Raw genomic sequence first — 13171 nt, 5'->3', positions numbered from 1 at the left:
AAGGTCGATAACCGCTTGGACGGCGGCCAATTGGCGTATGCGGCAGGCATGTGGCCGAACGGGTGACAAGTGGCGGGGAACCGGATACTCCACGCATCGGTTCCGCGCCGCGTCGTCACCGGTCGGGCTCGGGGTCCTTCAGCCAGTTGATCAGCTCGGTCGAGAACGCCACCGGGTCCTCCTCGTGCGGGAAGTGGCCCAGCCCGTCGAACAGCCGCCAGCGGTACGGCGCTTCGACATACTCCCCGGAACCGGCGGCGCTGCGCGTGCGGCTCACCGGATCGAGTGAACCGTGCAGATGCAGCGTGGGCACCCGCACCGGGCGCTTCATCCTGCGGTAGAACTGCACGCCGTCCGGGCGCGCCAGGGAGCGCACCAGCCAGCGGTACGGCTCGACGGAGCAGTGCGCGGTGGAGGGGATGCACATGGCGCGCCGGTACCTGCCCACCGCCTCGTCCTCCGGCTCGCGCGGCCCGGACCAGTCCCGGATCAGACGGCCCACCAGCTCCCCGTCGTCCGCGGTGAGTTGACGCTCCGGGACCCAGGGCCGCTGGAAACCCCAGATGTAGGAGTTGGCGGCGGTCTGCCGTGCGTCGCGCAGCATCGCCGCGCGCCAGCGCCTCGGGTGCGGCATCGACACCACCGCGAGCCGGCGCACCAGCTTGGGGCGCATGGCCGCCGCGGTCCACGCCAGATAGCCGCCGAGGTCGTGCCCGACCAGCGCGGCGTCCGGCTCGCCGAGGGAGCGGATGACACCGGTGACGTCCAGGGCGAGGTTGGCCGGGTCGTAGCCGCGCGGGGTGCGGTCGCTGCCGCCGACGCCCCGCAGATCCATCGCCACCGCCCGGTAGCCGGCCTCCGCGAGGGCGACCAGCTGGTGCCGCCAGGTCCACCAGAACTGCGGGAAGCCATGGAGCAGCAGCACCAGGGGGCCGTCACCGAGTTCCGCGATGTGGAAGCGGGCGCCGTTCGCGGCGACGTCCCGGTGGATCACCTGGTGTCCGGGCAGCCCGATCCGTACCAGCGAGGCGGGAGCGGGGTCATGAGCGGGGTCCGTCATGACGACGAGCGTGCCACAGCCTCGATGGCCGCGGGGCTGCGGTCCTCGGGCAGCTCCGGGCGCGGGTGCGGCTTGGCGTTCCCGAGGACGCTCGCCGATTCCTTCACGGACGCGGCGACCTTCTGCGGCCCCCGGCCCTTCTTGGCCTTCTTCGCGAACACCACACCGATCAGCGCGAGCAGGCCGGCGACGAGCACGTTCGCCGCGAAGGACAGCACGAAGCAGATCGCCAGGTTCCAGTGGGACCAGGTGCGGATGCCGTACGCCAGGGCGAAGTTGAGCATCGGCAGGGAGAACACCAGGACCGCGCCCGCCATCGAGAACGCGCCACCGCTGGTCGCGCCGCGCTTCACGTCCTGCTTGAGCTGCGCCTTGGCCAGCGCGATCTCGTCGTGCACCAGCGCCGACAAATCGGTCGTCGCCGAGGCGAACAGCTGGCCGATGCTGCGTTCGGCGCCGACCGGGCTGCCGTCGGGTGCGCTCATCGCGTTCTCCCTTACGAGTTCTTTCGTGTCCCCGGGCCTGCCGGGCGGGCCGCCGCCCTGCCCCGGGTCACCGTCTTGATTTGTACCGTCTCGTCAGATCATGCCGGACGGCCGCCCTCGTCGCCTGCCCCGCCCGGCACTTCGGCACGCCCGTCGCCCGCCGCGGCCGTCCGCTCGGCGGCGAGCCGCCGGTGTTCGGCGGCCCTGCGCTCCAGAATGCGGGCCATGCGCAGGTGGTACGCGGGGTCGTCCTCCTCGTAGATGTCGGGGACGCCGTCGAGGTCGTCGTCACGGTCCTCGGCCTCGCACAGCCGCCGGTACTTGGCGTTGCGTATCTTCAGCAGCACGGTGGCACAGATCGCGGCGATCAGGGACCCGGCGAGGACGGCGGCCTTGGTCTCGTCGGTGAGGAGCGCGTCGCCGTCGTAGGCCAGTTCGCCGATGAGCAGCGAGACCGTGAAGCCGATGCCGGCGAGCGAGGCGACCGCGAAGACGTCCGCCCAGGCGAGGTCCTCGCTCAGCGAGGCGCGGGTGAAGCGGACGGTCAGCCAGGTGCCGCCGAATATGCCGAGCGCTTTGCCGACGACCAGGCCCAGCACCACGCCGAGCGTCTCCGGTCGGGTGAACAGGTCGCCGAGCGCCCGTCCGGACACCACCACACCGGCGCTGAACAGCGCGAACACCGGTACCGCGAACCCGGCCGACAGGGGCCGCACCAGGTGCTCGACGCGCTCGCCCGGGGAGCGCCGCTCACCCTCGCGGGTGGTGCAGCGCAGCATCAGGCCCATGGCCACCCCGGCGATGGTGGCGTGCACGCCGCTGTTGTACATCAGCGCCCAGTTGACGAGGGCGAGCGGCAGGTAGACGTACCAGCCGCGCACGCCCTTGCGCAGCAGCAGCCAGAAGACGGCGAGGCCGAGGAACGCGCCGCCGAGCGCGGCGAAGTTCAACCGGTCGGTGAAGAAGATCGCGATGATCAGGATCGCGAAGAGGTCGTCGACGACGGCGAGGGTGAGCAAAAAGGCGCGCAGGGCGCTGGGCAGGGAGGTGCCGATCACCGCGAGGACGGCGAGCGCGAAGGCGATGTCGGTGGCGGTGGGCACCGCCCAGCCCTGGGTGGAGCCGTGTCCGGCGAGGTTGGTGACGGTGTAGACGAGCGCGGGTACGGCCATGCCGCACAGGGCGGCCACCACGGGGAGCACGGCCGCCTTGGGGTCGCGCAGGTCTCCGGCGACCAGTTCGCGTTTGAGCTCGATACCGGCGACGAAGAAGAAGATCGCGAGGACGCCGTCGGCGGCCCAGTGGGCGATCGACAGGTTGAGGCCGAGGGCGGCGGGGCCGAAGCTGAAGTGGCCGACCGTCTCGTAGCTGTGGCGCAGCGCCGGGACGTTCGCCCAGATCAGGGCGGTCACGGCGGCGATGAGCAGGAGCACTCCGCCGACGGTCTCCGTGCGCAGGGCGTCCGCGACATAGGTCCGCTCGGGCAGGGACAGGCGTCCGAGGGCCTTGCGGGCGGGGTGCGGGGTGCGGGGCGCGGTCACGATGGGGGACCTCCGGAAGCGGGCAGGACGACGTACCTGCCGACCAGACTTCCCGGCGCACCCCATGTGGATCTTGTTGACTTTTTGACGCTTTGGTTACTTTACCTAACTTCTCGGCCGGGGGAAAGGCGAGCGGGAGCGGCAGGCCCCTGACATGCGCGAAGGGCGCCCGGCGAGTGCCGGGCGCCCCTTGTCCGTCGTACGGGCTCAGTCCTCGCTGGGCGCGGCGGGGAGCCTGGACTGGATCAGGTCCATGACGCCGGAGTCGGTGAGGGTGGTGACGTCTCCGAGCTGGCGGTTCTCGGCGACGTCCCGCAGGAGACGGCGCATGATCTTGCCGGAGCGGGTCTTGGGAAGCTCCGCGACCGGGAGGATCCGCTTGGGCTTGGCGATCGGGCCGAGGGTGGCGCCGACGTGGTCGCGGAGGGTGCCGATGAGGGTGTCGTCGTCGGCGGAGGCGGTGCCGCGCAGGATGACGAAGGCGACGATGGCCTGGCCGGTGGTCTCGTCGGCGGCGCCGACCACGGCCGCCTCGGCGACCGCCGGGTGCGACACGAGGGCGGATTCGACCTCGGTGGTGGAGATGTTGTGGCCGGAGACGAGCATGACGTCGTCGACGCGGCCGAGGAGCCAGATGTCGCCGTCGTCGTCCTTCTTCGCGCCGTCGCCGGCGAAGTACTTGCCCGGGAAGCGGGACCAGTAGGTGTCCTTGAAGCGCTGGTCGTCGCCCCAGATGGTGCGCAGCATGGAGGGCCACGGCTCGGTGAGCACGAGGTAACCGCCTCCGCCGTCGGGAACCTCGTTGGCCTCGTCGTCGACGACGGTGGCGCTGATGCCGGGCAGGGGGCGCTGGGCGGAGCCGGGCTTGGCCTCGGTGACGCCGGGGAGGGGGGAGATCATCATGGCGCCGGTCTCGGTCTGCCACCAGGTGTCCACGACGGGGGTGCGGTCGGCGCCGATGTGCTTGCGGTACCAGATCCAGGCTTCGGGGTTGATGGGTTCGCCCACCGAGCCGAGGATGCGCAGGCTGGAGAGGTCGAACTTGGCGGGGATGTCGTCTCCCCACTTCATGAAGGTGCGGATCGCGGTGGGCGCGGTGTAGAGGAGGGAGACCTTGTACTTCTGGACGATCTCCCAGAACCGGCCCTGGTGGGGGGTGTCGGGGGTGCCCTCGTACATGACCTGGGTGGCGCCGTTGGCGAGGGGGCCGTAGACGATGTAGGAGTGGCCGGTGACCCAGCCGACGTCGGCGGTGCACCAGTAGACGTCGGTCTCGGGCTTGAGGTCGAAGACGGCCCAGTGGGTGTAGGCGGCCTGGGTGAGGTAGCCGCCGGAGGTGTGCAGGATGCCCTTGGGCTTTCCGGTGGTGCCGGAGGTGTAGAGGATGAACAGGGGGTGTTCGGCGTCGAACGCCTCCGGGGTGTGCTCGGCCGACTGGGTGGCGAGGAGGTCGTGCCACCACACGTCGCGGGTGTCGTCGAAGGCGACGTCCTGGCCGGTGCGGCGGACCACGAGGACGTGTTCGACGGTGCCCGCCTTCTCCACGGCCTCGTCCACGGCGGGCTTGAGGGCGGAGGGCTTGCCGCGGCGGTAGCCGCCGTCGGACGTGATGACGACCTTGGCGTCGGCATCCTTGATACGGGTGGCGAGCGCGTCGGCGGAGAAGCCGCCGAAGACCACGGAGTGGGCGGCGCCGATCCGGGCGCAGGCCAGCATGGCGATGGCGGTCTCGGGGATCATCGGCATGTAGACGGCGACCCGGTCGCCCTTGCGGACGCCGAGGTGGAGGAGGGCGTTCGCGGCGCGGGAGACCTCGTCCTTCAGCTCGGCGTAGGTGAGGGAGCGGCTGTCGCCGGGCTCGCCTTCGAAGTGGATGGCGACCCGGTCGCCGTGGCCGGCCTCGACATGCCGGTCGACGCAGTTGTAGGCGACGTTGAGCGCGCCGTCCTTGAACCACTTCGCGAACGGGGGGTTCGACCAGTCCAGCGTCTCGGTCGGTTCCTTGGCCCAGGTCAGCCGGCGGGCCTGCGCGGCCCAGAAGCCGAGCCGGTCAGCCTTGGCCTGCTCGTACGCCTCCGCCGTGACGTTGGCGTGTGCGGCCAGGTCGGCGGGGGGCGCGAACCTGCGTTCTTCCTTCAGCAGGTTGGCCAGGCTCTCATTGCTCACGACATCCGCCTTTCGAGGGTGTCCGATGTGTCCCAGGCCACAGCTCATCAGACGTGAGGGGCCGGTGACAAGGGTCGTCGGAGAAATTGGTTTAGACCTGTGCGGTCGGGAGGGGAGAGGGGTGGAGTAACGCTTCGTAAAGGATCGGCAATGCCACGTAAAGATCATTCATAGCTTTCCGGGGCAAATGGTCCAGACGATCCCTCGCAAGGGCGAATAAATCATTTGATCGGCTTGTCATACTCACTCCTTCTCGGGTCCGTGTGATCTTGGGCGGTGCCGTCGGTTCAAACCCGGCGGATCACCACAAAAGCCCTCGTCAGCGTTCGTCTGAGAGAAGGAAGAAGGTGGGCGGAACATGGCCGCCAACCAGAGGATCGCCGTCGGCGTGGTCGCCGCGGCCTGTGCGGTCTCGCTCGCGGCGTGCGGGACCGGTACCCATGGTGCGCCGGAGGGGACGTCCGGCCCGCGGAAGGGGGCGCCCGCGGCACCCGCGCCCCAGAATGTGCTCCGGCTGCTCGGCGACGGATCGACCGCGTACACCGGTACGCAGCCCCGTCTGCCCAGGCCCGAGCGGCTGAAGCCCGGTCAGAAGCCTCCGCAGTTCGTCGTGTTCTCCTGGGACGGCGCGGGCGAGGACAGCCAGAAGCTGTTCTCGCACTTCCGCAAGGTCGCCAAGGAGAACAACGCCAATATGACGTTCTTCCTCAGCGGCGTTTATCTGCTGCCGGAGGACAAACGCGACCTCTACAAGCCCCCGCAGCACTCGCCGGGCAGCTCCGACATCGGCTTCAACGACCAGCAGGGGATCAGCGACACCGTCAAGCAGGCCCGGCTCGCCTGGCTGGAGGGCAACGAGATCGGCACCCACTTCAACGGCCACTTCTGCGGTCCCGACGGCGGGGTCGGCACCTGGTCGGTGGACGAGTGGAAGAGCGAGATCGCGCAGGCCAAGCAGTTCGTGGAGAACTGGAAGACCAACTCCGGCATGAAGAACGCGGCTCCGCTGCCCTTCGACTACGACAAGGAGCTCATCGGCGGCCGCACCCCTTGCCTGGAGGGCCAGAAGAACTTCGTGCAGGCGGCCCGCCAGCTGGGCTTCCGCTACGACTCCAGCGGGATCGACAACCAGCTCTGGCCGAAGAAGAAGAACGGCCTGTGGGACCTGTCGATGCAGCTGGTCCCCTTCCCCGGGCACAACTTCGAAGAGCTGACCATGGATTACAACTACATGATCAACCAGTCGGGCACCCAGACCCAGGGCGATCCCGACAAGTTCGGCACCTGGGGCGACGAGGTGCGCGACAGCCTCCTCCAGGGCTTCGACCGGGTCTACGACGGCAACCGCGCGCCCCTGGTCATCGGCAACCACTTCGAGTCCTGGAACGGCGGCACGTACATGCGCGCCGTCGAGGACGTGGTGAAGAAGGTCTGCGGCAAGCCCGAGGTGCGCTGCGTCTCCTTCCACCAGCTGGCCGACTGGCTGGACGCGCAGGACCCCAAGACCCTGGAGAAACTGCGGAGCCTGAAGGTCGGCGAGGCGCCCAAGCCGGGCTGGGCGTCCTACCTCTCCGGCCGCCCGGCCCCGGCGCCCAAGGGAGTCCCCGGGGCGCCGGCCGTCAAGGGGTAGAGACTGGACGGGAGTTGTGAGGCGGGATGGTCAGGCGGGCGTCGTAACGCCCGCCTCGGCATCCGCCTCGACACCCGCTTCGAGGCCCTCGCCGAGCACGAAGCCGGGGTCGACCTGCGCCGCCAGGTCGGCCCCGGTGCGCTCGTTGCCCCAGGACTCGGCGTTCTTCAGATGGAAGTGCACCATCTGGCGCGTGTAACGCTCCCGGTCGCGCCGTTCGTACGTGGCGTCCGCGGTGGCCCGAAGGGTCGCGAGTGCACGGGCGTTGGCCTCCTCCAGGAGGTCGAACCGCGGCGGCCGGCCCTTCTCCATGGCCCGCACCCAGTCCGAGCGCCCGACCGTGACCAGCAGGTCGTCCCCGACCTCGGCGCGCAGGAAGTCGATGTCGTCCTGCTCCTGGATCTTGTTGCCGACGACCTTCAGGGCGACGCCGAAGTCCCGGGCGTACTCCTTGTACTGACGGTAGACGGAGACCCCTTTGCGGGTCGGCTCGGCGACGAGGAACGTCATGTCGAAGCGGGTGAACATGCCGGAGGCGAAGGAGTCCGAGCCCGCGGTCATGTCGACCACCACGTACTCGTCGGGGCCGTCGACCAGGTGGTTCAGATACAGCTCCACCGCTCCGGTCTTGGAGTGGTAGCAGGCGACGCCGAGATCGGCATCGGTGAAGGGGCCGGTGACCATCAGGCGGACGGCGCCGCCGTCGAGCTCCACCGGACGCGCGCAGGCGTCGTAGACCGGATTGGGCTCGCGTACCCGCACCAGCCGCGAACCCCGGCCCGGCGGGGTCGTCTTGATCATGGTGGCGGCGGAGGCGATGCGCGGGTTGCTGCCGCGCAGGTAGTCCTTGATCAGCGGCAGCCGCTCGCCCATCGCGGGCAGCGCGGCGGCCTCGGCCTCGTCCAGGCCGAGCGCGGGGCCGAGGTGCTGGTTGATGTCCGCGTCGATCGCGACGGCGGCGGCCCCGGACGCGGCGAGATGACGGATGAAGAGGGAGGAGAGCGTGGTCTTGCCGCTCCCGCCCTTCCCGACGAAAGCAATTTTCATGTTCACCAAGCGTAGTTGCGTGATAGCTGTAGGTGGCATGGTTGAGTGAAGAAGACCACTCCTTCGAGGGGTCTGCCGATCGGGTGCGTACTGTCGTACTCATGAGTACGACAGGCGCGACCGCCGATCCCCTCGCGGCCCTGGGCGCACTGCCCGGCGTGCCCGAGTCCGTGGAGTCCGTGCGCAAGGCCGTGGACCGGGTCTACGGGCACCGGATCATGCGCCGCCGCAGCAACGCGATCACCTCCGAGGCGGCCCTGCGCGCCGCCCGCGGCTCGGCGGCGCTGTCCGGCGCGGACTGGGCGCTGGAGGAGGTGCGGCGGCGCACCGACTTCGGCACCGAGGCCGAGGCGCGGATCATGGGCGCGGCCCTGCGGCTGACGGCCGAGGCGGGCCAACTGCTCTCCATCTGGCGGCAGTCGCCGCTGCGGGTGCTGGCCCGGCTGCACCTGGTGGCCGCGGCGAGCGACGAGAGCCGGGTGGGCCGGCCGCGCCAGGACGGCGAGGCGGTGGACGAGCCGCTGATCGGGCTGCCGCTGCCGGACGCGCGGGAGGTCTCCGGACGGCTGGACGGCCTCGCGGACCTGATCATCGCGGGCAGCTCCGCCCCGGCCCTGGTGACGGCGGCCGTGGTGCACGGCGAGCTGCTCGCGCTGCGCCCCTTCACCTCGCACAACGGGCTGGTCGCGCGCGCCGCCGAGCGGATCGTGCTGATCGGCAGCGGCCTGGACCCCAAGGCGGTCTGCCCGGCCGAGGTCGGCCACGCGGAGCAGGGGCGTGCCGAGTACCTGGCGGCGCTGGAGGGCTATGTCTCGGGCACTCCCGAGGGCATGGCGGCGTGGATCGCGCACTGCGGGCGCGCGGTCGGGTTCGGGGCGCGGGAGTCGACGGCGGTGTGCGAGGCGCTGCAGCGCGGCGCGGCCTGAGGTTTCGCGTCCGGGCGCGGACAGAGATGCGGCGGTACGAGAACTCGTACCGCCGCTGGCATGAGCACCGGGTTACCAAGCGTCCTCGATGAATGGCCCATCAGGACGGGGACTTTGCCCGTACCTGGTGCGGCTGGCCCGTATTCGACGGGTCGACGTCGCGTGGGTGCCCGGTGTTCATGCAGTGGTCCGTGGGCCAAATGCGTAGTGACTGGGGATCCTCTCGGATGTCCATGGTCGCGCGGGCCGCTGACTTCTTTGTACCGCTGGGCGGGGACAAGCGGAACCCCTGCTCGCACTTCTTTACTTTCGGGTGCGGGCAGGGGTGAAAAGGGCGCTTGGTGGCGCGCGGTGTGTGAGGTCCGTGCGGTGCGTACGGACCTCGGGCGGGTCCGCCGGGCGGGGCTCGTCGGGCGCGGGGTGCGTCAGGTGCGTCAGACGGTGCCGCGGCGGCGGTTGGCGTACCAGACGAGTCCGGCCGTCGCGGCCGCGGCTCCCACGGCCGCCGCGGCGACCAGCGCGGGGCGCGGCGGTACGGAGAGGGTGGGCAGCCGCTTCTTGAGCGGCACGGGGCGGCGGAACTCCAGCACCGGCCAGTCCCGCGCGACGGCCTCGCGGCGCAGCGCCCGGTCCGGGTTGACGGCGTGCGGGTGACCGACCGCCCGGAGCATCGGCAGATCGGTCGCCGAGTCGCTGTAGGCGAAGCAGCGGTCGAGGTCGTAGCCCTCGGAGACGGCCAGTTCGCGGATCGCCTCCGCCTTGGTCGGGCCGTAGGCGTAGTACTCCACCTCGCCGGTGAAGCAGCCGTCCTCGCCGACGACCATGCGGGTGGCCACCACCCGGTCCGCGCCCAGGAGTTCACCGACCGGCTCGACCACCTCGGCGCCCGAGGTGGACACGATCACCACGTCCCGGCCGGCCGTGTGGTGCTCCTCGATGAGCGAGGCGGCCTCGTCGTAGATGATCGGATCGATCAGGTCGTGCAGGGTCTCGGCGACGATCTCCCGCACCTGCTGCTGGTTCCAGCCCCGGACCATGTCCGAGAGATAGGCGCGCATACGCTCCATCTGGTCATGGTCCAGACCGCCGACCTGGAACACGAACTGGGCATAGGCGGTGCGCAACGCGGCCCTGCGGTTGATCAGCCCGCCTTGGTAGAAGGACTTGCTGAAGGTGAGTGTGCTGGACTTCGCAATGACCGTCTTGTCCAGGTCGAAGAAGGCCGCCGCGCGCGGCAAGGAGTGGTTTTCCACGTCCCCGAGCATAGGCGCCCACCATTCGGCGTAAGGTGGGGCGCGTGGGTTTGCCTGAGAAGGCTCTCGGGTACACCATGGAAGTCACGGATCGTTCGCGACCGTGCTAACCCGGTCCGGCTCCTCCCCCCCGAGTCGGCCGTGGGGACGACCCCCGCTCTCCCCCCGGCGGGGGTCGTCGCATGTCCGGACGGGTTTTTCCGCCTCTTTCCTTCCCTCGTACGGCCGAGCGGCCGGCGCTTCCGCGCCGTGGCCGCCGCTTCCGCGCACCCATGATTCGTTACTCCGGGTGATCGTAGGGCTGCGCTGAGGATGCCGCACAGGGGTCGGTACAGGCGTCACCGGTTCGGGTGACGGAGTTATTCACAGGGCCTGAGTTGTCCACGGTTTTCCACCAAGATCCACACGATTTCACGGATCGCCGCACCGTGTTTCCCATGCGCTCCCGCCGCGGCGAGTTCACGGCCGGTTCCGTTTGCGGGAGGCGTATGGCCGATTCCGGTCGGCCTTCACACAGTCGTTCATGTCGCCGTTCATAGGGAAGCCGTCCGCCGGTTCTCCACATGTCGGGAAATCGCGCGGCCGAGGGGCCGCGCGGCGAAGGGGGAACACCGTGTCCGCAACCATCACCCATGACCCGCCGCCCGCCCGCGGCGGCGGCCCGCTGATCGTCACCGAGGACGCCGCGCTGCTGGACGATCTGCTGCGGCTGTGCGCGGCCGCGGGCGCGACACCCGAGGTGCACCACGGCGTCCCCGACCAGGGCGGCACCTGGGCCGCGGCCCCGCTCGTGCTGGTCGGGGACGACGCGGCGCACCGGCTGCTCGGGGCCGCCCGGCGGCGCCAGGTGGTGCTGATCGGCCGCGACCGGGAGGACCCGGACGTATGGCGGCGCGGCATGGAGATCGGCGCCGACCACGTCCTGATCCTCCCCGAGGGCGAGCAGTGGCTGGTCGACCGGATCGCCGACGTCGCCGAGGGGGTCGGCCGGCCGGCCCTCACCGTCGGCGTGATCGGCGGCCGGGGCGGGGCCGGCGCGTCCACCCTGGCCTGCGCGCTCGCCGTCACCGCCGCCCGCGAGGGACTGCGCACCCTGCTGGTGGACGCCGATCCGCTCGGCGGCGGTCTCGATGTGCTGCTCGGCGGCGAAGGCGCCGAGGGCCTGCGCTGGCCGGCCTTCGCCGCCTCCCGGGGCCGGGTCGGCGGCGGCGCCCTGGAGGAGTCGCTGCCCGCGCTGCACTCCCTGCGGGTGCTCAGCTGGGACCGGGGCGACTGCGTCGCCGTGCCGCCCCAGGCCGTGCGGGCGGTGCTGGCCGCCGCCCGGCGCCGCGGCGGCACCGTCGTGGTCGATCTGCCCCGCCGCCTGGACGACGGGGTCGGCGAGGTCCTCGCCCAGCTCGACCTGGCCCTCCTGGTCGTCCCCGCCGAACTGCGGGCACTCGCCGCGGCCGGCCGGATCGCCGCCGCCATCGGCGTGGTCGTCCGCGATCTGCGGGTCGCGGTGCGCGGTCCGTACGCGTCCGGTCTGGACGACCGCGAAGTGGCCCGCCTGCTCGGTCTGCCGCTCGCGGGAGAGGTGCCGGTGGAGCCCGGGCTGCTGCGGCCGAGGGGCGGCGGCAGACCGCCGGGCGCGAGCGGACGCGGCCCGCTGGCCCGGTTCTGCGCCGAGTTCTGGGAGCGGGCGCTGGTGGAGTCCGGGGGCGCGCGATGAGCTTCGGAACGCTTGATCAGACCGCCCTGCTCGACGGGGTGCGCCGGCGGCTCGCCGAGAGCGGCGCCGAACCCACCCCGGCACGGGTCGCGCAGGCGCTGCGCGCACAGGGGCGGGTCCTCGGGGACGCCGAGGTCCTCGGGGTGGCCGAGCGGCTGAGATCCGAACTCGTCGGCACCGGGCCCCTGGAGCCGCTGCTCGCCGACCCCGGGGTCACCGACGTCCTGGTGTCCGCGCCCGACCGGGTGTGGGTGGACCGGGGCGGCGGCCTGGAACTGACCCCGGTGGCCTTCCCCGACGCGGCGGCGGTACGACGCCTCGCGCAGCGGCTCGCCGCGGTGGCCGGACGCCGGCTGGACGACGCCCGGCCGTGGGCGGACGCTCGGCTCCCGGACGGCACCCGGCTGCACGCCGTGCTGCCCCCGGTCGCCGTCGGCTGCACCTGCCTGGCCCTGCGGGTGGTACGGCCCCGGGCCTTCACCCTCGCCGAGTTGGTGGCGGCCGGCACCGTCCCGCCCGGTGGCGACCGGATTCTGCGCGCCCTGCTGGCCGCCCGGCTGTCCTTCCTGGTCAGCGGCGGCACCGGGACCGGCAAGACGACCTTGCTCAGCGCCCTGCTCGGCCTGGTCGGCGCGGGGGAGCGGATCGTGCTCGCGGAGGACTCCGCCGAGCTGAGACCCGACCATCCGCATGTCGTCCGGCTGGAGACCCGGCCCGCGAACCAGGAGGGCGCGGGCCTGGTCACCCTTGAGGACCTGGTCCGCCAGGCCCTGCGGATGCGGCCGGACCGGCTGGTCGTCGGAGAGGTGCGCGGACCCGAGGTCGTCCATCTGCTCGCCGCGCTCAACACGGGCCACGAGGGCGGCTGCTGCACGGTCCACGCCAACACCGCCGGGGACGTCCCGGCCCGTCTGGAGGCGCTGGCCACGGCCGCGGGCCTCGACCGCGCCGCCCTGCACAGCCAGTTGGCGGCCGCCCTGTCCGTGGTGCTCCACCTGGTGCGGGACCGCTCCGGCCGGCGCCGGATCGCCGAGGTGCACGTCCTGGAGCGGGACGCCACAGGTCTGGTGCGGACGGTGCCCGCGCTGCGGTGGGGGGAGCGGGCGTTCGTGCGGGAGGCGGGGTGGGGGCGGTTGGCCCGACTGCTGGGTGGGCTGGGGGAGTTCATGCACGAGGGCGGGGGCGGTGGTGGCGACGGCGGCGGATGGGGCGGAGGCGAAGGTGCCGGGTCCGGGGGCCGTGATGGTGACGGGTTCGGGGGCGGCCGAGAGGACGGGACGACCGGTGCCCGGGGCGGAATCGGAGGTGGCCGGGGTGGCGGATTCGGAGGTGGTGAAGGTGAGGGGTGAGAT

The 13171-nt window shown here is 71.4% G+C and carries 10 protein-coding genes; 4 read left to right on the top strand and 6 right to left on the bottom strand.

The features are described 5' to 3' along the window. Nucleotides 1-115: 115 nt before the first annotated feature. From GHR20_RS16695 to acs, 4 genes are all read right to left on the bottom strand, one after another. Nucleotides 116-1060: an alpha/beta hydrolase gene (locus GHR20_RS16695; protein ID WP_111583121.1), complete on the bottom strand. Its 945-nt coding sequence runs from the start codon at nt 1058-1060 to the stop codon at nt 116-118. Then, nucleotides 1057-1545 (bottom strand): phage holin family protein, encoded by a 489-nt coding sequence (locus GHR20_RS16690; protein WP_111583120.1) that lies wholly within the window; start codon nt 1543-1545, stop codon nt 1057-1059. Before GHR20_RS16690 ends, GHR20_RS16695 begins: the two co-directional genes overlap by 4 nt. A gap of 98 nt (nt 1546-1643) precedes the next feature. After that, complete coding sequence (gene nhaA / locus GHR20_RS16685; RefSeq protein ID WP_194858899.1) at nt 1644-3086, bottom strand: Na+/H+ antiporter NhaA; 1443 nt, start codon at nt 3084-3086, stop codon at nt 1644-1646. Between the two features lie 207 nt (nt 3087-3293). Next, a complete protein-coding gene (gene acs / locus GHR20_RS16680; RefSeq protein ID WP_153813603.1) occupies nt 3294-5252 on the bottom strand; it encodes an acetate--CoA ligase in 1959 nt (652 codons plus the stop codon). 358 nt (nt 5253-5610) lie between these two features. Between acs and GHR20_RS16675 the strand changes: the two genes are divergently transcribed. Beyond that, nucleotides 5611-6882 carry a hypothetical protein gene (locus tag GHR20_RS16675; protein WP_111583117.1) on the top strand — a complete coding sequence of 424 codons (1272 nt, stop codon included), beginning with the start codon at nt 5611-5613 and terminating at the stop codon, nt 6880-6882. 30 nt (nt 6883-6912) lie between these two features. Here GHR20_RS16675 and GHR20_RS16670 read toward each other — a convergent pair whose 3' ends face one another. Beyond that, the gene (locus GHR20_RS16670) at nt 6913-7929 is read right to left on the bottom strand and encodes an ATP-binding protein (protein ID WP_181516239.1); all 1017 of its coding nucleotides are present in this window, start codon (nt 7927-7929) and stop codon (nt 6913-6915) included. 101 nt (nt 7930-8030) lie between these two features. Between GHR20_RS16670 and GHR20_RS16665 the strand changes: the two genes are divergently transcribed. Continuing rightward, on the top strand, nt 8031-8855 hold the full coding sequence (locus GHR20_RS16665; RefSeq protein ID WP_153813602.1) for a Fic family protein: 825 nt from the start codon (nt 8031-8033) through the stop codon (nt 8853-8855). A gap of 434 nt (nt 8856-9289) precedes the next feature. On the opposite strand, the gene GHR20_RS16660 is transcribed toward GHR20_RS16665, so the two are convergent. Next, complete coding sequence (locus GHR20_RS16660) at nt 9290-10120, bottom strand: HAD family hydrolase (RefSeq protein WP_111583114.1); 831 nt, start codon at nt 10118-10120, stop codon at nt 9290-9292. A 601-nt stretch (nt 10121-10721) separates the two neighbouring features. On the opposite strand from GHR20_RS16660, the gene ssd reads away from it, so the two are divergent. Continuing rightward, a complete protein-coding gene (gene ssd, locus GHR20_RS16655) occupies nt 10722-11819 on the top strand; it encodes a septum site-determining protein Ssd (protein WP_111583113.1) in 1098 nt (365 codons plus the stop codon). Next, complete coding sequence (locus GHR20_RS16650; protein ID WP_243878045.1) at nt 11816-13168, top strand: TadA family conjugal transfer-associated ATPase; 1353 nt, start codon at nt 11816-11818, stop codon at nt 13166-13168. The genes ssd and GHR20_RS16650 overlap by 4 nt, the downstream gene beginning before the upstream one ends. Nucleotides 13169-13171: the final 3 nt, after the last annotated feature.

It is taken from the genome of Streptomyces sp. SUK 48, assembly GCF_009650765.1.
Classification (GTDB): domain Bacteria; phylum Actinomycetota; class Actinomycetes; order Streptomycetales; family Streptomycetaceae; genus Streptomyces.
The sequence above is the reverse complement of the archived record's forward strand: the minus strand, read 5'-3'. Positions and strand labels throughout refer to the sequence as shown.